Here is a 20,777-nt window from a genome sequence, read left to right as displayed (position 1 = left end):
CGCTTCAGGCAAACAAGGCTGAAAATACCAAGTCGACTCATCACCTTTTGTCCCGTTATATGTGGATCAAAAGGTTTCGAGTGGTTGCCATCAGCGCTCGTTCGGCAACCACTCTTGCAGGTGTCCCTGTGGGCTAGACGTCGATGACCACTTTGCCGATGGCCTGTCCGCTTGTCAGACGATCATAGGCGTCGCCGACAGTGTCGAGGTCAAAGGCGGTGTCATCCAGCAAGGGCTTCAACGCGCCCGCGTCCACAATGCTCGCCAATTCGGTCAGGATGGCGCAATGCTTTTCACGGCCCTGATTGCTCAGCATCGGCAACAACATGAATACGATGTGCAGCGACAGGCCCTTGAAGTGTGCGGGCGACAGGTCAAGTTCCAGCAGCCCGACGGTTGTGGCGATATTGGCATTGAGCGCGGCGGCCTCGAATGAATTTGTCATGTTGGCACCACCAACGGAATCGAAGATCAGGTCAAAACCCGCACCATCCGTGTACTCGGACACATAGTCCGCGATCTTTTCAGCAGCGAAATCGATCGGCGTCGCGCCATAGCCCTTGATCACCTCCATCTGTTTGTCGCCGGTGCCGGTGGCATAGACATCGGTGCCAAAGTATTTGGCCAGCTGCAGCGCAACGTGACCAACGCCGCCGGCGCCCCCCTGAACCAGAACCTTCTGGCCAGCCGCGATGCCTGCGCGCTCAAGTCCCTCGTAGGCGGTGATACCGACCAAGGGCATGGCCGCAGCTTCGCGCATCGAGATGGATTTGGGTTTGTGCGCGATCAGTCGCGCATCGGCGAGCATGAATTCAGCCAATGCGCCCGGCAGATCAGCCAAACCGCCGGCGCAGCCGTAGACCTCATCACCTACGGAAAACTGACTCACGCCTTCGCCAACGGCCTCGACGACCCCGGCAAAATCCATACCCAAAACGGCAGGCAGAGCAGGAGAGAGCGGCAAATCATTACCCATTGCGCGGATCATAGTATCAACCGTGTTCACGCTGCTGGCCGCAATGCGCACAACAACATGACCAGAGGTTGGCTCTGGTTTGGGCAGGTCGGCGGCTTCGAACTTTGCGGTTTCGCCGTAGGCGGTGAGGGTCGTGGCTTTCATTGTGCACATCCTGAAGAATAAGTGATGCGCAGGAGATATAGTATTCTGAAGTTGCGTAAATTGACCCAAAAATAAGTTCAGTTTTCCGATTTTGGATATAATGAGGTGCGGTATCTCTGACAGAAATACGAGGGCCACCCGCCTCGGGGACCCTCGCAAACAGTCAAAAATGGTGCGTGGTTGGCCCTAGAACGGGGCGAAACCGTCATTTGGTGTCGTCGGCACGCTCCAGCGTTGTTTCGCATCAACCTCTGCCTGATGGCCGCCAAAGCGGGGCACCTGTCCGTGGTCTCCGTACAGCCAGAGCACCAGGTTGGATCGCTCGCCTTTGGTGATCGGCATGGATTCATGGGGCACGCTGCCGTGATGGATCAGGGCCTTGCCAGGGGCAAAATTCAGTTCCGCCACCTTACGGGTTTCTCGGTCAAAGAACCGTACGCCGGATCCGGAAAACACTTCTCCGGGCAGATTCAGGTTGAGGTTCAGCGTGACCGAAGATGCATCCGTATGGGCCCGCAATGAAGTATCGGCATCCGCCTGCCATTGAATGGAAAACCCAAAGGTCTGGGTGTCGTACCCAACAATATCCGGAAACAGCAACCGCGAGATTGGCCGCATGTAGGCATCCATCAGATTGCGGTAGAACCGCTGAAACTGCGGCGCGGCAAGGTAGCCCTCTGAACGGCTGTCCAGCATCGCGCCCCCTCGGTTCAGCGAAATCCCGTAAGGTGGGCGCAAAGGGATATTCGCAGAGGCGGCGCGTTCAAGGTAGTCGCGCAAGACCGAGAGCTGTGTCGGATCAAAGAATTGCGCCTCATAGACACCCGGAAAGACCTCTTCCCACAGATCTTTTACGGCGATCTCTTTGCTGGGGTCGTCCCAGGCTTGCTCGACGGTTGCGCGCAGTTTGGGATCAAACAGGCTGCTGTCGAGGATGGGTTTCAGATCGGTGTCTTCCCATTCTTTCCACGCATCCGCCAGCAATCCCTTGTTTTGGGTCCAAAACTGCTGCGAGGCGGGTGCCCGATTGAGCATCTCTTCGCGGGTGGGGCGCGTGATTGAACGCGCGCGTTCAAGTGAAGGCTGTGTCATTTCATGTCACTCCTCGTGACTGTCATGCAACCTTTGTGGGCTGCTCGTTTAGCGGAAAAAACCGGACCATCTGGGCTGGTCCCTGGCCTTTGGGGATGGATTTGTCGGGCGCCCCAAACGCGGCTTGGGACGCCCTGTCAGGGAAGGTTTTATTGGATGTCCTGGACATCCATGACCAGGGTGTTCCAGTTGCGCTGGTTCTCCAGATCGTGTTCCAACCCTTGCTCATCGGCGATGGCAAAGCGTTTGACGGCTGGCGTTTTACTGGTCGCTTGATACAGCCAATAGGCCTCGGCCTTCAGCGCGTCCTCAATTGGTTTGTCGATCGATTCATAAACCATTTGCTTGCAGGCATTGATCGATTCAGCCGGGAACTTGGCAATGCGATTGGCCAAGGTCGTGACGTAGTCGTCAATCTCGTCCGCCTCAAAGGCTTTGTTGATCGTACCCATTGCTTCGGCTTCATCCGCGCTGAAATCGCGTGCGCTGAGGATGATCTCCAAGGCGCGACCCAGGCCGGTTTGGCGGGCCATGCGCGAGGCGCCGCCGCCACAAGGTAGAATGCCCATGCCAACTTCCATCTGCATGAATTTGTACTTGCCACGCACAGCAAAGCGCATGTCGAGCGCCAGGGCCAACTCGTGCCCGCCGCCGCGTGCAAAGCCTTCCAGTTTGGCGATCGTGGCCTGGGGAACCCTGCTGATGCGCTCGCAAACGGATTGAAGATCAAGCAGTTGCGCCTCTTCGCGCGACACGGCCTCGGTCGACATGTCTTTCAGCAGTTCGGTGTCATAGTGGCAAACCCAGATTTCCGGGTTGGCCGATTGAAAGATCACCACTTTTGTCTCGCGGTCACGTTCCAGTCGCATGGCAAGACTGTTGAGATCGGCCAGCATTTCCTGGCCCTGTACGTTCACAGTTCCAAAATCAAAGGTGACGGTGGCGATTGCGTTTTCGATTTTGACATCGAATGTGGTGAAGTTCTCGTATTTCATTGGACTGCCTTTCTTGGAGCCGCGCAGAAGTCTCTGGCGGGTTGCTTCGGTTTCGAAGGGGGGGGGCTGAGGCCGCGTGTCAGTCGGGCGGGTTCTGTTTAGGGCTGAGGGGCCAGTACATCCTGGATGGCCTTCATCACATCAGCGCTGTGCGCCGTATCCAGTGCCGCCGCATGTGGCTGTGCGAACTGCCCGCTGTCGTTGTCAAAATACTTGCCGCTGGCATCTGCAAAAGAGGCCCCAAGTGCCGCCTCGCGCAGAATATTCACGCCGATGCTCAGATCGTTTCCGGCAATGCCAAATCCCTCTTTGACCATCTTGGATGCCAGCAGTGATCCAGGGTTCACCGCGACAATCACAGGCCCCTCTGGCAGTTCCTTTGCCATCTCGCGGGACCAGATTGTGATGGCCAGCTTGCTTTGCGCATAGGCTCCCATGTCATCCAGCTTTTTTCGCCCAAGCATGGCGTCCAGATCAATCGGCGCCTGCGCGGCCGAGGACAGGTTCACGACACGGCCATCTGTCGGAATGATCGGCAAAAGGTCACGCGTCAGCGCATAGGGCGCAAAGGTGTTCACCACAAACCTGATGTCATGGGCATCCGGTGTTTCGGTGTTCGGAGTCTTCAAAATACCAGCGTTGTTGATGATCACATCGACCTGGCTGTGCTTTGCTCGAATGCTGGCAGTCAGCGCACGCACATCGGCCATATTGAACAGGTCCGCCAGGTATTGCTCTGTCGTGCCGCCCACAGTTTTCGCTGCTGCCTCAAGCTTTGCCGCGTTGCGGCCGTGCAAGAGAATCTTGTGCCCTTCAGCGGCAAGGGCTTGTGCGGTCAAAAGGCCGATACCATCGGTCGCGCCTGTGATGAGAATGGTCTTGGTCATTGGTTGATCTCTCTTTTTGCTGGTCCCGGCTTTGGGGATTAGGCCGCGTAACGAACCAAAGTTCGGCTTTCGATGCTGCGCCGGATGGTGTGAATTTTCGGGTCCTCGATCATGTCCAACGCACTATGGGCGATCGAAGGCAGGCCGCGATTGTCGAAAATGTTGAAGAATGCCACGTCATCAGGGGTCATTTTGGACATATAGAGCCAATCATGATCCGGGTTTGCCGCAATCCCCATGATCTGTCCCCTGCGATCCGGATATATCAGATCAAGCAGGATCCAATCCTTATCGGCCACACTGGATGGGCGGATAAACCCCAGTGGAGCAGAGTTGATCGGGGCACCGATGGGCCGCCAGATGTTGATAAAGGCATAATGACCCTTGGACCATTCGGTGGCTTTGTCTTCCCCCAAGATGTCGATCAAGCGCTTTTTGGCCCCATCTACGCTGTAGTCGCTGTGTACATTGCGGGCCGGTGCGCGGTCTGCCTTTGGGTCGTCCACACGCACAGTGTGGTCAAAAATGATGACTTCCTGCCCACCGAGTTCTGAGGTCAGCAGTTTGGATAGTTCGTGGTTGTAGGTGTCCTGCCAGTCCATTCCTGCGTCAAAGGACTGCACATCCGTTGGAAAAGTCTTGAAAGCTACGGAGTTACCTTCGAACGACAGGTTTGCATCTGACACGCGCACATCGCGCACGGCCACCTGCTTTGGTACCAGCTCGGGCGAAACCAAGTTACCGACAGTCCCGCCAGCGTCCAGTTCAAATGCCTGCCGTTCCGGCTTGTGCACATGGTAGTTTACGGTCGCGATCTGGGCCATTGGGTGCTCCTGTTGTCGTCTCGCGAACAGAATTATAACTTTCGAAATGTATATAAAGATGGCATATTTGATTTCACTATTCCGAAAAAGTAAATGATATGGACACTCAGACCCTGCGCCTTTTTGTTCTCGCCTGCGAGACACTGAACATCAGCGCGGCAGGCCGCACGCTTGGCATGGCGCCCGCTGTCGCAAGTACACGCATCGCAAAGTTGGAGCGTCTCGTTGGTGCGGATCTGTTGCACCGATCAACGCGCAAAGTATCCCTGTCTCTCGAAGGGCAGGACTTTCTTCCCTATGCGCGGGAAATGATCGCCCAGGAAGAAGCCGCGCTTGCCGCCCTGGGCAAGGGGCGCACAAAGGTCAGCGGAACCCTTCGCTTTGCTGCGCCTAGCACCTTTGCACAGCTTTACATTTCGCCGCTGTTGCCAAAGTTCATGGACAAATACCCTGACCTACGGCTCGACCTGCACCTGTCGGACGCGCAGTTTGATCTCATCGAGGGGAGCTTTGATCTTGCGCTCCGCAACTCGGCTCTTGCAGACAGTAGCCTCACCGCACGCAAGTTGGCTGATGACACGCGCATTCTATGTGCCTCGCCCTCTTATCTGGAGCGCCATGGAACCCCGAAAGACCCAGGCGATCTTGCGAACCATCGATTGATTGCATTCAAGGATGCTGAACCAAGAACCCTGGTTTCCAGCGAAGGGGCACAAGCACAGTTCAACCCAAAGACTGCGGCCCATTACCTGATCTTGAACGACGGGCTGACCCAGAAACTGACGACGCTTGATGGTGCAGGCATTTCCATCAACTCTCTCTGGGCTGTGCACGAGGAGATTGCAGGCGGTACGTTGACGCGTGTGCTGCCGGACTATGAGCTTGAAAACAAACCGGCGCTTTGGTTGATCTACCCAAAGAGCAATGTCGTTTCTGTCAAAGTGCGCGTGTTCATGGATTTCCTGATCGAACATCTGGGCCGTGCGAATTTGTCTTGAATGGCCTCCTGTTCCTGAGCCCGGCGTGAACAACGGATCTCATAGCTTGGAACTGAGTTGCATGTTTGGTCAGGTGTTTTCAGGGGAAGGATGAGACAGTATTTCCGGGTCACATCTGCCTGGGGGTGCCGTATGGGGGACGTTGGCGTTTTACCCTGTCGTGGCGCGCGACACAGATGTGTGTGGCGCTTTGGCTCAAATGCGTAGGAGGCGTTGCCGGTTGGGCAGGGATGTGGCACAAGCGCTTGCAACCGTTCGATACAAGAGCATGCCATGACAGATTTTGCCGCCCGCCGCCGCATGATGGTCGACACCCAAGTTCGACCCTCGGATGTGACCAAGTTTCCCATCATCGACGCCATGTTGGCCGTCCCACGCGAGCACTTTGTGCCAGATGCACAGCGCGAAGCAGCCTATGCCGAAGATCTGATTGATTTGGGCGCTGGCCGCAGCCTTTTGGAGCCACGGACCTTGGCCAAGATGCTGGATGGGTTGAACATCGGGAACGATGAAGTGGTCCTGGATGTGGCCGCGACCTTTGGCTACTCGACCGCTGTTGCGGCCCGCATGGCCGAACTGGTGGTCGCAGTCGAAGAAGACGAGACACTGGCCAGCGAGGCGCAAACCATCTTGATGGAGACGGGTGCGGACAACGCGGTGGTTCATACCGGACCTCTGACCGCAGGTGCCGCAGACCACGGACCCTATGATGTCATCGTGATCCAGGGCGGTGTCGAAGAGGTGCCGCAGACGTTGCTGGATCAGCTGAAGGATGGGGGCCGCATCGGGTGCATCTTCATGGAGGGCGATTTGGGCACTGTGCGTATCGGACATAAATCCGGTGATCGCGTGACCTGGCGCTTTGCATTTAATGCCACAGCGCCGATTTTGCCGGGTTTTGAGAAGGCCCGCGCCTTTCAACTGTGATTTTTCGCCGGTTCCGTAGGGTGCGACCTTGCCTGTTGGCGGAATAAAGAGCAATCTGAATTGAACATTTGTAATGCGATGGAGAAGCAAGCGATGCGCAGAGCAGTGGCACGTAGACTTGCAAAGGTCGCGGTACTGTCAGCCGGAGTTGTCCTGGCAGGCATGATGCCGAAACAGGGACATGCAGACAATCTGGCGGATGCGCTCATCGGCGCGTACAACACCAGTGGCCTGTTGGAACAGAACCGCGCGCTCCTCCGGGCCGCGGACGAGGATGTGGCCATCGCTGTTTCGGCCCTGCGCCCGATCATCGATTTCACGGTTCGCGTACAGCGGGCCTTGGTCAACAATCAATCCAACAATCTGGTCACGGAAACCCGTACCTCGACCTTTTTCAGCGGTTTTGAGCTCACTCAGCTGCTGTACGATGGTGGCGCCAGCATCCTGGCGAAACAGGCCGCGCAGGAAACCGTTCTTGCGACCCGCCAGAGCCTTCTTCAGGTCGAGCAATCGATTTTGTTGCGTGCGGTTTCCGCCTACATGGACGTTTTGCTTCAGGAAGAAAACGTTGTCCTGCGTCAGAACAACGTACGGGTTCTGGGCGAAGAACTGCGGGCGTCGCAGGATCGGTTCGAGGTGGGTGAAGTCACACGCACCGACGTGGCGTTGTCCGAATCGCGCGTTGCAGCTGCTCGTGCCAACCTGGCGGATGCGCAGGGTGCGCTGACCACGGCCAAGGCGGAGTATGTCAATGCGGTGGGCCGGGACCCTGGTCGCACGGCTGGCCAGCCTCGTTTGCCGCGGCACCCCGCATCGATCAGCGACGCTGTCGCGATTGCGGTGCGCAACCATCCCAGCATTCTGTCCGTTCAGCACCAGGTCAAAGCAGCTGATTTGACTGTGGATCGTCAGCGCGCGGCACTTGGCCCAACTGCCAGTATTCGGGCGGACGTCGGGATTACGAACACGTTCGGAAACTCCAACTACAACAACACCGCCAGCGCCGGATTGGTTTTCCGTCAACCGGTCTATGCCGGTGGTCGCCTGGCTGCCACTATACGCCGGGCGATGGCAACCCGCGACTCGGTCAAGGCCAGCTTGCTGAACACGCAAAAGGACGTCATCCAGGCGGTCAACCAGGCTTATGTCCGGTTCGAAACCGCTCAGGCCAACCTGCGCGCGACAGACGAACGCGTGCGTGCGGCACAGGTCGCATTTGATGGTATCCGCGAAGAGGCCACGTTGGGTGCACGGACCACGCTTGACGTTCTGACCTCGGAACAGGAACTGCTGGATGCGCAGACTTCGCAGATCCAAGCGCGCGCCGAGCGGTCATTGGCAGCCTATCAGCTGTTGTCGGCACAAGGTCTGCTGACGGCAGAGCGGCTGGGACTGGCAGTGCAGATCTATGACCCGACGCTCTACTACAATCTGGTCAAAGGGGCGCCCGCCCAAGTCTCTAAGCGGAGCAAGGATCTGGACCGTGTCCTGGAAGCACTAGGTAAGAAGTGAGAATTCTCGCTATCTGTTGTGAGAATCCATGTGTGCGGCTACACTTGCGACTTGAGATTAAGAGCGGTGAAAGCACATGTCTGATCCTGTAGCGAACGTTCAGATCGAAGATGTCCTGTCCTCGATCAGACGGTTGGTCAGTGAAGAAAGCAGAACAGAAGCGCGGCAGGAGGCAGCAAAGCCAGCACCTGCCGCGGATCGCCTTGTTCTGACCCCGGCCTTGCGTGTCGCCGAACCCATCGATGATGCACCGGAAGTGAACGACATCGACGTCGTCGAACTTGAGAACGCTGATGCCGAACCGCAAGAGACTCAGGTCGAAGTCGATGACGCGGCACCGTGGACCGATCCGGATGCAACCTTGTATGGGGCGGCTCATGAACTGGGTGAGGCCGTCGAGGAGTATTTCCCGGAGGAGGACACCGCCGAGACCGAGGAAGCTCCGGCAGCCATGGTGCTGGACGAGCAATACGAGGTTGTCTTAGAGCCCGAGGAAGATTTCTCTGCCGAAGCCGAAGCCGAAGCCGAAGCCGAAGCCGAAGCCGAAGCCGAAGCCGAAGCCGAAGCCGAAGCCGAAGCCGAAGCCGAAGCCGAAGCCGAAGAACTTCCGTTTGATCCGGCCGAAGAGAGCGATCTGGACGACGAAGTTTTCGCCGAAATGACCGTCGAAGACATCGTCGATGATGAAGTCGACCACCCAGAGGTTGAGGCTGAGCCGCTGACCTCGAAAATCGAGGCACTTGAGGCTGTGATCGCTCGGACGCAGGATCAATGGGAGCCCGATGGCGACGGTCATGATGCCTATTCCGGAACCCGGGTCGCTGCCATGTCATGGGAAGATCATGCCGAAGCGGGCGACGTCTTGGACGCCGAAGAAATCGTCGAAGACATTGTGGAAGAGGTCGCTCCAAAAGTGCAGGCGCGTGTTGAGGATGTTCAATTCGCACCCGAGGACGCCGAGGAGGACGCGTCAGTCTTTACTTCGGACGAGGCGGTTCTGGACGAGGAAAGCCTGCGCGAACTGGTGGCTGACATCGTGCGCGAGGAGCTGCAGGGCGCATTGGGTGAGCGGATCACCCGCAATGTGCGCAAGCTTGTCCGCCGGGAAATCCATCGCGCGTTGACCGCGCAGGAGCTTGAGTAACGGTCAAGCGCGCTTGGGCGCTCGCGCAAGGCCCAGCAATTGATCCAGATCCATGTGGCGCTCCAGATGATCAGCCAGAGCGTCGAGTGTGTCTTCGACGCTCTCTTCGTAGGTCAAACCCGAATTGTGCCCCAGCTCTTGCAGGAATGCCGCGCGATAGCTGTCGGATGCAAACATCCCGTGCAGATAGCTGCCGCGCACCCGACCAGATGCTGAAATCGCGCCTTCGGGGCGATCGCCGACCGTAAGCCAGGGACGGGTGCAATCGGGGCCTTCGGTGCGGCCGATATGGATCTCATAGCCATAGACGGGCAGGCCGGTCTGGGCATCAGAGGCTTGCGTCCGGGTCACTTTCTTTTGGCCGACCATGACCGTGTGTACATCTAGCAGGCCCAACCCCTCGACCTCGCCGGAGAAGCCTTCGATCCCTTCGGGGTCGGCTATGGTCTGGCCCAGCATCTGATAGCCGCCACACAGTCCCACCACATGCCCCCCGCGCCGCACATGTGCGTGTAGGTCAATGTCCCACCCCTGAGCGCGGAAGAAATTCAAATCGCCAATGGTGGATTTGCTGCCAGGTAGAAGAACCAGATCAGCGTCGCCGGGCAGGGGGCGACCTGCCGGGATAACCTCGACCGAGACATTGGGCTCGCCCGACAGGGGATCGAGATCGTCGAAATTTGCCATTCGCGCAAGTTGCGGTACAACCACCTTGCAGGCCCCGCCCATGTGCGAGCGGATGTCCATCATGTCCTCGGCCGGTAGCTTCCAGGCATCGTCGAACCAGGGCACCACGCCCAGACAAGGCCAGCCGGTGCGCGCGGCAATGTCATCGCGTCCCTCATCAAAGAGTGTGATGTCGCCCTTGAACCGATTTACCGCAAAACCTGCGACCTGTGCCAGATCGGTGTCGTCGAGCACGGCCTGAGTGCCCACGATCTGAGCGATCACGCCGCCGCGATGAATGTCGCCAACCAGAATGACAGGCACGTCAGCAGCACAGGCAAAACCCATGTTGGCGATGTCCCCTGCGCGCAGGTTGGTCTCGGCCGGACTGCCAGCCCCTTCGATCAGCACCAGATCGGCATCAGAACACAGGCGCCCAAAGCTCTCCAACGCCGCCTCGAGTAGCTGTGTCTTGCTCTTGCGATAATCCCCCGCGCGCATGGTGCCGCGTCGCTGGCCTTGCACAATGATCTGTGCACCGGTGTCGGTCTCGGGCTTCAGCAGGATCGGGTTCATATCCGTGTGCGGCTCACGCCCTGCCGCGCGGGCTTGAAGCGCCTGCGCCCGACCGATCTCGCCGCCTTCGGCCACGGCGGCGTTATTGGACATATTCTGTGGTTTGAACGGGGCCACGCGCAGGCCACGACGGGTATAAGCACGCGCAAGACCCGCCACCAACATCGATTTTCCGACATTGCTGCCGGTGCCCTGAATCATGATGGTCTGAACCATGCGTGCCTCCTATGCTGGGGGCAGATGACCTGATTTGTGCTCAAAGGGAAAGCCCGGAAGCGACGAAATGAATACACCCGCGCACCTTCTGATCGGGGCCGCTGCTTTCGGCGTCCCCGGTCATGGCCGGATCATGGGGGCCGCGCTGCTGGGTGCGGTGATGCCTGATGTGTCGCTCTATGTGCTGGCCGGCGTGTCCCTGTTTGTCTTGGGCATCCCCGAAGATGTGGTGTTTGGCGAGCTCTACTTTTCTTCTGCCTGGCAGACAGTGTTTGCAATCGACAATTCGTTTTTGATCTGGGGTGTGATTATGGCTCTGGCGTTGCGGTTGGGATGGCGACCCATGACGGCCTTTGCCAGCGCAGGGTTGTTGCATTTGGGGACTGATTTCGTGTTGCACTCGGGCGATGGCCGGGCGCATTTCTGGCCGCTGAACGATTGGGTGTTTCACAGCCCCGTAAGCTATTGGGACAGCAGTCATCACGCCCATTGGATCGTTCCAATCGCGGTGTCAGCCTGTGTTCTGGCCTATTTGCACCTGTGGCGCGGGGGGATCAGCGCATGGGGTCGGGTGGGGTTTGGCAGCCTGTTGGCGGCCGAGCTATGGGTGGCCAGCCAATGGCTGTCGCACTTCTAGAAAAAGGAAAAGCGTGCTCCCCCAGGAGCACGCTTTTTCATGCAGCAGTGCTTTGTGTTTAGGCAGCTTCAGCCTGCTGAGCGGCGTTTCGACGCTCACTTTCTTCGCGCGACAGCGCAACCGAGGTGCGCACACCGCGGCCAACAAAATCCATCAGGCCCGAGACAACGCGTTCGTTCGGGTCGATGCCCGCGCAGCTCAGGACTTCACGGCCGTCGCGCGACCGTGCCCAACGGGCGATCTGTTCAGGACCATTGCCGTATTTCTTGTCATCGGCGATGGCGTCATCCAGTGCAGCCAACACAACGGCTGCGAATAGTTTACGTGCACGATTGCCCTGTTCATTATTAAAGGCAGTGCCGTCAACGAAATCTCTCATCTCGTCTTCCTTGTTGTTCTTGCTCTTGCAATTTCCGGCGTGGCGTTCCTTATGACGGATCAGGTTTGATTCGGGTACCCCGTTTCTGCATAGCGCCGTTGCGTCATTTGCATGGCTCGCTGCAACCGCAGCACTAGGTATCGTTGTCTTGCCAGGTAACGTCCCGCCAGATATAGGGTCTGCAAACTCTGCATCAAGCATGTGTGAAGGAAATATGTCATGCCCAAGATCAATGGGAACGAAATTCGTCCAGGCAATGTTCTGGAGCACAATGACGGTCTGTGGGCCGCGGTCAAGGTCGATCACGTAAAGCCGGGTAAAGGCGGCGCTTTTGCCCAGGTCGAGCTGCGCAACTTGCGCAACGGATCCAAGTTGAACGAACGCTTCCGTTCGGCAGACAAGGTCGAGCGCGTGCGCCTGGAACAGAAAGATCAGCAGTTCCTGTACGAGAGCGATGGCATGCTCGTGTTCATGGATACCGAGACCTATGAGCAGATCGAATTGCCCGCAGAATTGCTGGGGGATCGCCGCCCGTTTCTGCAGGACGGCATGACAATTGTTGTCGAATTTTATGATTCCGAGGCGCTGAACGCCACGGTGCCGCAAAAAGTCACATGCCAGATCGTCGAAACCGAGCCGGTTGTGAAGGGGCAGACCGCTGCCAATTCGTTCAAGCCTGCGATCCTGGACAACGGTGTCAAGGTCATGGTGCCTCCGTTTGTTGGCCAGGACGAGATGATCGTGGTGAACACCGAGACCATGGAATACTCGGAACGCGCCTGATCCGAAGCGTTTGAGAATTACAAATGGCCGTCTCCGAGGGAGGCGGCCATTTTTTGTGACAGTTTAGTTGGTCAAAGCGTCGCCAAGCCAGTGCACCGCATCACAGGCCGCAGTGAGGGCTGCGTCGAAGCTTTCAAACGTCTGGTTTCCAAAATACCCGATGCTGTACCAACCGCGCGCGTCCTCGGGGTCGCGGCGAAATTCGTCAAATCCGTAGCTGCATTGGGGCGGCGAAAGATGTCCACACAGATGGTCTCCCCAGCCAGGTTTATGGATCGAATGACAGTGTTTGCGTGTGCCATGGGCCTTAGGCCCGTTGCGTCTGTTGGGTAGGGATACCTTCAAACAGCTCCCGCAGAAGCTCGTATTTGATCCGGTTGGCACTGACTTGACGGTAAAAAGCGATCAAAAAGGCGGTCGGTGCCTGAATGCGACCCAGGCCGATGGTGGCGGCAACCACAGTTCCGATGTCTGTCTTCCCCTCGATCACAAGCCAGCCACCCAGCAACAGTACGGCCACGGTTCCAGCGCCGTTGATCGTGCTGAGCAGGAACTTGGTCGACAGCTTCCAGATGAACATGTGCCGCCGGGCTTCATAGATCTCGTCAAAATGGGTTTTGACAGCAGCCTCGGCCTCTTGCACGTCGCGGGCCGTCAGTTGATCCGTGGCCTTGCGCAGGACGCGCACCCGCTCGGCCACGTATTGGTTCACCTTGCGCTGCGTCACCAGAACGATGACCACCTGCGGCAGTATCATCAGCAGGGCGATCGTCCCAAGCCCCGGCTGTGAAGTCGCGATAAAGCCGATCACGCTGACCAATGTGCCGATCTGCACCACGGGTTCCGAGATGGCGGCACCTGCAAACTTGCCCAACTCTTCGGCTTCGGCCGAGACAGCGGTGGACAGGGTGCCTTTGCGCAGGCTGGTGCCTTGGCTATCGGCAGAGATCGCCCCGTCGACCAGGCGGCTTCGGATCAAGCGGATGATGTCCTCGCCCAGCAGGCCCGAGCGATACCCCATCAGCCATTTCAACCCCAGGCTCAGCAGGATCGCCAGCATCATGAATGAGCAGTACCAGAACAGATCCTCTTCGTTGATCTCGTTCTCGGTCAGCAGGTTGACGATGTCCTTTTGGAACTCCAGCGGGACGGCAGCCAGAAAAGCGATGGCCAGCGACAGGATGATCAGAACGATCTGCCGACCCGAACTGACCCGCCAAATGGCTGCGTATAGCTGAAGCATGCGATGTGTCCCCAAGACCCTTGCCTGGTCGACACTGTGCCGGTCTTTGGTTTGAAATTCAAACCCTTGGGTTAATCAAGACGAACCGTGGCTTCTCCGGCTTGCATATCTCCCTTGGCCCGGTCAAAGCGCAGGTAGGCGATCCCCTTGCCGGCCGATTGGGTGAACAGAGTACCGACCGATTTGCCATTGGCCACAATCTCGGTGCCCTCCGGTGCGTCACCCTCGACCACGACCTGGCGCAATCCCTTGCGCAGCTCGGTCTTGTGTTTCATCCGCGCCGTGACCTCTTGGCCAACATAGCAGCCTTTCTTGAAGTCGACGCCCTGCAACACCTCAAACCTGCTTTCCAGGATATAGCTGTCTGGGGTCAGTTCGATGCCCGTCTCGGGGATACAATGCGCCACCCGAATTGCATCCCAATCCGTGCCATCATCGCTGGCCGGGGCGGTGGAATAGGCACGCCAACCCATCTCGCCATGGCGCGGGTCGGGCAGAGCACCTTCGGGGGCCTCACCGCTGCCACGTTGCAGGTTCAACCCGCTGTCGGTGATCTGCACGTCTGCGCGCAGCTTGTACATGCTCAGCCGTTTCACCAGCCCATCGGCCAGCTCCTCGGCCACGTCCAGCAGCACGTCATCGCCATCGCGTGCCAGAAAGAAATCGGCCAGATATTTGCCCTGCGGCGTCAGGATCGCAGCATAGACCAGCCCCTGATCCAGCTTGTCCACGTCATTGGTCACCAACCCTTGCAGGAAAGTGACAGTGTCCGCGCCGCTCAGGCGCAGGATACGGCGGGCGGTCATGGCGGTCCCTCGTTTCAAATCCACGCGCCAGTGATATAGGAGAACCCAAGCCAGTGACCAGAGGGGACGGACATGCCCGCCAAAATCAGCATCATAATCCCCACGCTGAACGCCGAGGCCAATCTGGCCCGCACGCTTGAGGCGCTGATGGAGGGGCTGGGGCAGGGGCTGATCCGTGAGCTCATCATCTCGGACGGGGGTTCAACCGACGCAACGCTCAAGATCGCCGAGGAGGCCGGGGCCGAGATCGTCACCGGCGCGCCGTCTCGTGGTGGGCAATTGCGGCGCGGCTGCGCGCAGGCCAAGGGCGAATGGCTGCTGGTGCTGCACGCCGACACGGTGCTGGACACAGGATGGAGCGAAGCTGTCGCCGACCACATCCAGACCAACCGCGCGCCCGCCTGGTTCCAACTGGCATTCCGCGCGCGGGGGATCATGCCCGCTTGGGTCGCAGGTTGGGCCAATCTGCGGTCGCGGCTCTTTGGGCTGCCCTACGGTGATCAGGGGCTTCTGGTGCGGCGCATCGACTATGACAAGGCGGGCGGTTATCCCGATCAGCCGTTGATGGAGGATGTGGCGATTGTCCGCGCCCTCCCATGCCTCACCGGCCTGCCCGTGCGCGCGATCACCAGTGCCGAGCGGTATCAGCGCGCCGGATGGCTCAAGCGGGGCAGCCGGAACCTGTGGACGCTGATGCGGTACTTTGCCGGAACGTCGCCCGAGACGCTGGCCGACAGCTATCGCCGCTGATCCACCAACTCGACCACCGATTTGCCCAATCGAAAGGGCGCGGCGAAACTCACCAAACACAGCGCGATCACCTGCAGGATCAGGATATGGGCGTTGTCCTGCAGATACTCCCACTCGTCTTTCAGCTTGCCGACCTGCTCGACCAGATCGTCATAGGCCATCGCCAGGATCAGGTAATCGCCCGCAATCGTCGGCACCTTGCGGCGCATGTTGTCGACGGCTGCTTTGGTGGGCTCATCGAGCGTAGTGAAGACAAGGAACTGATCAGGATCGAATGCGTTGGCCTGTTGGCGCATCTCGTCCATCTCGTCCATGTCATCGCCTCCCCAGCCAAAGAGAAAGCTCAACCCCGCCAAAGGCGCAACCTCATTCGTCACGGCGATGAACAGGGGCAGTTCGGCGTTGGACGCGGTTGAGGCCGAGAGGAACTCGACCTTGTCACACAGCACCGCAATATCGCTGTCATAGGCGGGGTCGCAGAACCGCAACCGGAACCGCGCGGCGTCGCGGTCGAATGCGGATGTGGCGGCATAGGCGATGTCGATCTGCCGATCCAGACGCGAGCTGTCGGCCTTGTAGAGCCCCGCCAGCACCGCCACCAAGGCCCCGATGCCGCCCAAAACGACCCAGACCAGATCCGCCAGCTTCCACGCCCGGTGGCCTGCGGGTTTGCGGAACAGGAACCCGGTGCCGATGCAGCCCGCCAGGAAAAAGGCAATGAGCAGGGGGAGTTGGTTGTCAGCGATGAAGTTCATGGGGTGAGTTTAGGCGGCTGGTGGGGTGACGCAACAGCCCTCACGCATTTGTAGGGTTAGTGTCGCTCTCTCTAACACCCCCAAGCAAAATGCAGAGCATTTTGCTGCGCCTGACCTTCCCCCCGGGAAATAGCTTCAAGCCTTCCTACGGTGATGAACTTCTATTGACGATATTTCCCGCGAAATATAACCAGAAGTTGTTTTGGGTTTGGCGAAGTTGCAAAGGTTTGTATTTTGAGAAAAATGTACATTTTTGGAAATGGTCTCGGACGAGCGATTTCTAATGAGGACTACAGTTTATCAATGGCACTGCAATCGGCGTGGGACGATAGTACGGTCCTTTCTGGCGAACAAAAACAGTTGATTCATCAGTGTCTACCAGAAGAAGTAATCGAAGGTGACATAACTGCGGCTCCTCAGGGCGAAGAGCAACTTGACAAGCTTCAACGAGTTCTCGCTGCGTGTGATGAGATATCAAAAGTTGAAGTCGCTGGTGGTGCGGGGTGGTTGAACGAAACTGGAAGAGCGTTTCCAAATGCAATTAGAAGTTACTTTCTTCGAGCTGCTGTATATTTTCATCGGCTAGAGCACACTCTGCCAATTGATTTTGTAACAACTCTGATCGATAGCGTGGCTGGTACTGGGAGCCACATTGCGACGTTGAACTATGATGAGTTATTGTATCGATCATTTATTGGAAGTCAGCTATTTCGCCCAAACCATTATCCTATTGACGGCTTCCAGCATCAATTTGCAGAAGGAAACCTGGAAAGACATCGTCCGACCTACCAGGGGTACTATTTGCACCTTCATGGGAGTCCGCTCTACTTTACTGACGGTCAGGGCCTTATCAGAAAGACAAACCTTGCAGGGGTGAATGCTTTAATTGGCCATTCATCGACACATCTGGTGTTGACCCATGTCGCACACAAAGCGGCAGTTATTGCGTCAAGTCCACTACTTCGAACCTATTGGATGAAGTTGGAAGAGGCCATGAACGAGTCTGATGCAGTTGTTTTGTTCGGCTATGGCGGTGAAGACTTGCACTTAAACAGCCTTATCGGACGTTACTTTCGAGACAAGCCCGTTGAAATAGTGACACGCGAAAAGCCTGCTTATCTTGTCGACAACGGCACAGGCGAAACCGCTAGGTGGCAACGAAAGTTGAATGTCTCCAACGTATTCCTTTGGAGGGTGCATAGCCTCTTAGATCACAGAAATTGGCAGTGGTCACCAGAGTGAGCTGGTGTCTTAAACATCCAACTCCTCCACAAACCGCGCGTTCTCTTGAATATACTGGAACCGCAGTTCGGGTTTCTTGCCCATCAGGCGTTCGACCAGATCTCCGGTTTCGCCCGGTTCGTCCTCGTCAATCGTCACCCGGATCAAGGTGCGGGAATTCGGGTCCATCGTGGTCTCTTTCAGGTCCTTGGCGTCCATTTCGCCCAGACCCTTGAAGCGCGAGACGTCGATCTTGCCCTTGCCGCCCAGACCCTTCTCCAGCCACGCGTCCCGTTCCGGCTCATCCACGCAGTACACACGCTTGGCGCCTTGGGTCAGGCGGAAGAGGGGCGGGCAGGCCAGATACAGGTGGCCCGCGTCAATCATCGGGCGCATCTGGGTGAAGAAGAACGTCATCAACAGCGCCGCGATATGCGCACCGTCGACGTCCGCATCGGTCATGATGATGACCTTGTCATAGCGCAGATCATCAACGTTGAACTTGGTCCCCAAGCCGACGCCAAGCGCCTGCGTCAGGTCGCTGATCTCGGCGTTGGAGCTGAGTTTCGAACTGGCGGCGCCCAGAACGTTCAGGATTTTACCACGCAGGGGCAACAGCGCTTGGGTCTTGCGGTTGCGCGCCATCTTGGCCGACCCACCGGCCGAGTCGCCCTCGACGATGAATAGCTCGGTGCCTTCGCGAGTGTTCGACGAACAGTCGGTCAGCTTGCCGGGCAGTCGTAGCTTCTTGGTGGCCGATTTGCGCGCGGTTTCTTTTTCCTGACGCCGCTTCAGCCGCTCTTCGGCGCGCAGGATCAGGAAGTCGAGGATCGCACCGGCGGATTTCGTGTCCGCCGCCAGCCAGTTGTCGAAATGATCCCGGACCGAGTTTTCCACCAGCCGCTGTGCTTCGACCGTGGCGAGACGGTCCTTGGTCTGGCCCACGAATTCCGGCTCTCGGATGAAACAGCTGACCAGCGCGCAACCGCCGGTGATCAGGTCTTCGCGGGTGATCTGAGCGGCCTTCTTGTTGTTGACCAGCTCGCCATAAGCCTTGATTCCCTTGACGATCGCGGCCCAGAACCCGGCGACATGGGTGCCGCCTTCGGGCGTGGGGACGGTGTTACAATAGGACTGGATGAAGCCATCGCGCGAGGGCGTCCAGTTGATCGCCCATTCCACCTTGCCCGGCGTGCCGAACTTTTCCTTGAAATCCACAGTGCCGCCAAAGGGCACGTCGGCATAAGTCGACGCGCTGCCCAATGTCTCGGTCAGGTAATCCGACAGACCTCCGGGGAAGTGGAACGTGGCGCTGGTCGGTGTCTCGCCGTCATCAATCTCGGACTTCCAACGGATTTCCACGCCCGAGAAGAGGTACGCCTTGGAGCGGATGGATTTGAACAGGCGCGCGGGTTTGAACCTGTGGTGGCCAAAGATTTCCTCGTCCGCGTGGAACGTCACGGTGGTGCCGCGCCGGTTGGGGGCCGCGCCGATTTTTTCGACGGGACCTTGTGGGATGCCGCGTGAGAAGCGCTGTTCGAACAGTTGCTTGTCGCGCGCCACCTGCACGACCATGGAATCGGACAGCGCGTTCACGACCGATGCGCCCACCCCGTGCAGACCGCCCGAGGTTTCATAAGCTTCACCCGAGAACTTGCCGCCCGCGTGCAGGGTACACAGGATGACCTCTAACGCGGATTTGTCCGGGAACTTGGGGTGGGGATCAATCGGGATGCCGCGCCCGTTGTCGCGGATGGTGATGGCGTAATCTGCGTGCAGCTCAACCTCGATCCGGTTGGCGTGGCCAGCAACCGCCTCGTCCATCGAATTGTCGAGCACTTCGGCCACCAGATGGTGCAGCGCGCGCTCGTCGGTGCCGCCGATGTACATGCCGGGGCGTTTGCGGACCGGTTCCAGCCCTTCGAGCACCTCGATCGAGGAGGCGTCATAAGTTGCGGAGGGGGCTCCGCTCAACAGATCTTCGGGCATGTCGCTGCTCATATTCTTGGGCTCTTGTTTGGCAGGTATTATGGCAGGTGATGTGGTTGGGGGGAAGGGGGGACGCAGGGTGTTGTGTATAACTTGGCGCGTCAGCGGTGCCGGGGAGCTGCCTATTTGTCCGTGTTTTGTATTGAATGCCAAGGCTGTCGGGCGAAGAGCTGGAGCTATTACGTGGCTGTTCTGTTGCGCGCGCCGTCCTTGCCGGGGTGATCAGAAACACGCACGCTCTCGCTCATGTCACAACCCGATCCCGACTTTGCCGCGACTCCAGTCAATGAGGCTGACGCCATCCGCGAATTGAGCGTCGAGAAGTTCGTGGAAACGGTACGCAACATTCCTGCCACGGTCTTTTCCAACTAGGCCAGCTGTTGCCTGACCTTCATGGTCAGCCCGACTTGGGAAATACATCTCTCCGCAGCTGTATCAATCGATTTTCGCCAGAACGCAAAAGGTCGAGGTGGCCTCTCAGTGCAAGAAGCTGACGGTGCTGTTTTCGGACATCGTGGAGTTCACCACCATGACCGAGCGGTTGGAAAGCGAGGAACTGACTTCGCTGCTCAATCAGTATCTTACCGAGATGTCCGAGATTGTGTTGCGGTATGGCGGAATTCTGGACAAGTTCATCGGCGACGCGGTGGTCGTTCATTTTGGGGATGCCGCAGACGGGGCAAGCGCGCAAGAAAGCGCAATCAGTTGTGTTCAGATGGCACTGGCGATGCGCGCGCGCATGTCGAAGTTGCGGGAGTCGTGGCGAGAGCAAGGGTTGGACGCATCCATCGATCTACGCATCGGAATCAACACGGGGTTTTGCACAGTAGGCAATTTCGGTTCCGATCAGCGCATGGATTTTACGATCATTGGGAGCGAGGTGAACTTGGCCGCGAGGATGGAAGCATCCGCTGACGCCGGGGGACTCCTTTTGGCTCATGAAACAAATGCCTTGGTCAAAGGCGCGATTTTGACCGAACCTGCTGGAGCTGTGACGGTAAAAGGGTTCGTCCGCCCTCTCGAAACATACAGCGTTCTTGGCACAAGAGAAGCCCATGCCCTTTCAGATCACAGCGCCGCAGTCACATTCGTAAAAGATCCCTCGCGGATGGCGTCTTTGGAAAAGAAACGCGCACGCAACGAGCTGAAACAGGCGATGCAGGGTTTGAACGATTGAATGGCCGGGTCGTTTGGAAAAGATGAGGCCGTACAACACTTTCGAGGCCTGCGGATGCGTCGATGTCACAAGCGTGGGCC

Annotated in this window: 21 protein-coding genes; 10 read left to right on the top strand and 11 right to left on the bottom strand. The window is 58.0% G+C overall.

The window, feature by feature from the left end; translation table 11 throughout:
• Window positions 1–133 precede the first annotated feature (133 nt).
• The 5 genes from TRM7615_RS05350 to TRM7615_RS05330 all read right to left on the bottom strand — a co-directional run bounded on the left by TRM7615_RS05350 (window position 134) and on the right by TRM7615_RS05330 (window position 4,918).
• Entirely contained in the window at window positions 134–1,120 is a 987-nt protein-coding gene (locus TRM7615_RS05350) for a zinc-dependent alcohol dehydrogenase family protein (protein ID WP_108785860.1), read from the bottom strand.
• A gap of 186 nt (window positions 1,121–1,306) precedes the next feature.
• Window positions 1,307–2,212: a 2OG-Fe(II) oxygenase family protein gene (locus TRM7615_RS05345; RefSeq protein WP_108785859.1), complete on the bottom strand. Its 906-nt coding sequence runs from the start codon at window positions 2,210–2,212 to the stop codon at window positions 1,307–1,309.
• 149 nt (window positions 2,213–2,361) lie between these two features.
• Window positions 2,362–3,207 carry an enoyl-CoA hydratase/isomerase family protein gene (locus TRM7615_RS05340; RefSeq protein WP_108785858.1) on the bottom strand — a complete coding sequence of 282 codons (846 nt, stop codon included), beginning with the start codon at window positions 3,205–3,207 and terminating at the stop codon, window positions 2,362–2,364.
• A gap of 98 nt (window positions 3,208–3,305) precedes the next feature.
• Window positions 3,306–4,094, bottom strand: a complete 789-nt coding sequence (locus tag TRM7615_RS05335) for an SDR family NAD(P)-dependent oxidoreductase (RefSeq protein WP_108785857.1) — start codon at window positions 4,092–4,094, stop codon at window positions 3,306–3,308.
• A gap of 38 nt (window positions 4,095–4,132) precedes the next feature.
• A complete protein-coding gene (locus tag TRM7615_RS05330) occupies window positions 4,133–4,918 on the bottom strand; it encodes a CmcJ/NvfI family oxidoreductase (RefSeq protein WP_108785856.1) in 786 nt (261 codons plus the stop codon).
• Window positions 4,919–5,016: 98 nt separating this feature from the next.
• Between TRM7615_RS05330 and TRM7615_RS05325 the strand changes: the two genes are divergently transcribed.
• The 4 genes from TRM7615_RS05325 (at window position 5,017) to TRM7615_RS25475 (ending at window position 9,499) form a co-directional block, all read left to right on the top strand.
• The gene (locus tag TRM7615_RS05325; protein WP_108785855.1) at window positions 5,017–5,916 is read left to right on the top strand and encodes a LysR family transcriptional regulator; all 900 of its coding nucleotides are present in this window, start codon (window positions 5,017–5,019) and stop codon (window positions 5,914–5,916) included.
• Between the two features lie 273 nt (window positions 5,917–6,189).
• On the top strand, window positions 6,190–6,843 hold the full coding sequence (locus TRM7615_RS05320; RefSeq protein ID WP_108785854.1) for a protein-L-isoaspartate O-methyltransferase family protein: 654 nt from the start codon (window positions 6,190–6,192) through the stop codon (window positions 6,841–6,843).
• 93 nt (window positions 6,844–6,936) lie between these two features.
• Window positions 6,937–8,355: a TolC family outer membrane protein gene (locus tag TRM7615_RS05315; RefSeq protein ID WP_108786007.1), complete on the top strand. Its 1,419-nt coding sequence runs from the start codon at window positions 6,937–6,939 to the stop codon at window positions 8,353–8,355.
• Between the two features lie 76 nt (window positions 8,356–8,431).
• Window positions 8,432–9,499 carry a hypothetical protein gene (locus TRM7615_RS25475; RefSeq protein ID WP_165821355.1) on the top strand — a complete coding sequence of 356 codons (1,068 nt, stop codon included), beginning with the start codon at window positions 8,432–8,434 and terminating at the stop codon, window positions 9,497–9,499.
• Window positions 9,500–9,502: 3 nt separating this feature from the next.
• On the opposite strand, the gene TRM7615_RS05300 is transcribed toward TRM7615_RS25475, so the two are convergent.
• Window positions 9,503–10,957 (bottom strand): cobyric acid synthase, encoded by a 1,455-nt coding sequence (locus TRM7615_RS05300; RefSeq protein WP_108785851.1) that lies wholly within the window; start codon window positions 10,955–10,957, stop codon window positions 9,503–9,505.
• Window positions 10,958–11,024: 67 nt separating this feature from the next.
• Here TRM7615_RS05300 and TRM7615_RS05295 point away from each other — a divergent pair, with 67 nt between their 5' ends.
• Window positions 11,025–11,594: a cobalamin biosynthesis protein CobQ gene (locus tag TRM7615_RS05295; RefSeq protein ID WP_108785850.1), complete on the top strand. Its 570-nt coding sequence runs from the start codon at window positions 11,025–11,027 to the stop codon at window positions 11,592–11,594.
• A gap of 58 nt (window positions 11,595–11,652) precedes the next feature.
• Here the strand turns inward: TRM7615_RS05295 and TRM7615_RS05290 are convergent, their stop codons facing one another.
• Window positions 11,653–11,973 carry a DUF6280 family protein gene (locus TRM7615_RS05290; protein WP_108785849.1) on the bottom strand — a complete coding sequence of 107 codons (321 nt, stop codon included), beginning with the start codon at window positions 11,971–11,973 and terminating at the stop codon, window positions 11,653–11,655.
• A 219-nt stretch (window positions 11,974–12,192) separates the two neighbouring features.
• Between TRM7615_RS05290 and efp the strand changes: the two genes are divergently transcribed.
• A complete protein-coding gene (gene efp / locus TRM7615_RS05285; RefSeq protein ID WP_108785848.1) occupies window positions 12,193–12,756 on the top strand; it encodes an elongation factor P in 564 nt (187 codons plus the stop codon).
• A gap of 307 nt (window positions 12,757–13,063) precedes the next feature.
• Here efp and TRM7615_RS05275 read toward each other — a convergent pair whose 3' ends face one another.
• Both TRM7615_RS05275 and ygfZ read right to left on the bottom strand, forming a co-directional pair.
• Entirely contained in the window at window positions 13,064–13,999 is a 936-nt protein-coding gene (locus tag TRM7615_RS05275) for an ABC transporter transmembrane domain-containing protein (RefSeq protein ID WP_108785847.1), read from the bottom strand.
• Between the two features lie 71 nt (window positions 14,000–14,070).
• On the bottom strand, window positions 14,071–14,805 hold the full coding sequence (gene ygfZ, locus TRM7615_RS05270) for a CAF17-like 4Fe-4S cluster assembly/insertion protein YgfZ (protein WP_108785846.1): 735 nt from the start codon (window positions 14,803–14,805) through the stop codon (window positions 14,071–14,073).
• A 72-nt stretch (window positions 14,806–14,877) separates the two neighbouring features.
• On the opposite strand from ygfZ, the gene TRM7615_RS05265 reads away from it, so the two are divergent.
• Window positions 14,878–15,555: a TIGR04283 family arsenosugar biosynthesis glycosyltransferase gene (locus TRM7615_RS05265; protein ID WP_108785845.1), complete on the top strand. Its 678-nt coding sequence runs from the start codon at window positions 14,878–14,880 to the stop codon at window positions 15,553–15,555.
• Here TRM7615_RS05265 and TRM7615_RS05260 read toward each other — a convergent pair.
• A complete protein-coding gene (locus TRM7615_RS05260) occupies window positions 15,543–16,310 on the bottom strand; it encodes a hypothetical protein (protein WP_108785844.1) in 768 nt (255 codons plus the stop codon). The genes TRM7615_RS05265 and TRM7615_RS05260 overlap by 13 nt on opposite strands.
• 303 nt (window positions 16,311–16,613) lie before the next feature.
• Here TRM7615_RS05260 and TRM7615_RS05255 point away from each other — a divergent pair, with 303 nt between their 5' ends.
• A complete protein-coding gene (locus TRM7615_RS05255) occupies window positions 16,614–17,552 on the top strand; it encodes a hypothetical protein (protein ID WP_165821367.1) in 939 nt (312 codons plus the stop codon).
• A 9-nt stretch (window positions 17,553–17,561) separates the two neighbouring features.
• Here TRM7615_RS05255 and parE read toward each other — a convergent pair whose 3' ends face one another.
• Window positions 17,562–19,520 (bottom strand): DNA topoisomerase IV subunit B, encoded by a 1,959-nt coding sequence (gene parE / locus TRM7615_RS05250; RefSeq protein WP_108785842.1) that lies wholly within the window; start codon window positions 19,518–19,520, stop codon window positions 17,562–17,564.
• Window positions 19,521–19,766: 246 nt separating this feature from the next.
• Between parE and TRM7615_RS26110 the strand changes: the two genes are divergently transcribed.
• Window positions 19,767–19,892: a hypothetical protein gene (locus TRM7615_RS26110; RefSeq protein ID WP_268877546.1), complete on the top strand. Its 126-nt coding sequence runs from the start codon at window positions 19,767–19,769 to the stop codon at window positions 19,890–19,892.
• Between the two features lie 97 nt (window positions 19,893–19,989).
• Window positions 19,990–20,697 (top strand): adenylate/guanylate cyclase domain-containing protein, encoded by a 708-nt coding sequence (locus TRM7615_RS05245; RefSeq protein WP_165821366.1) that lies wholly within the window; start codon window positions 19,990–19,992, stop codon window positions 20,695–20,697.
• Window positions 20,698–20,777 lie beyond the last annotated feature (80 nt).

Source organism: Falsiruegeria mediterranea M17, assembly GCF_900302455.1.
Classification (GTDB): Bacteria; Pseudomonadota; Alphaproteobacteria; order Rhodobacterales; family Rhodobacteraceae; genus Falsiruegeria; species Falsiruegeria mediterranea.
Note: the sequence above shows the minus strand (reverse complement) of the source record. Positions and strands in the feature narration are given on the sequence as shown.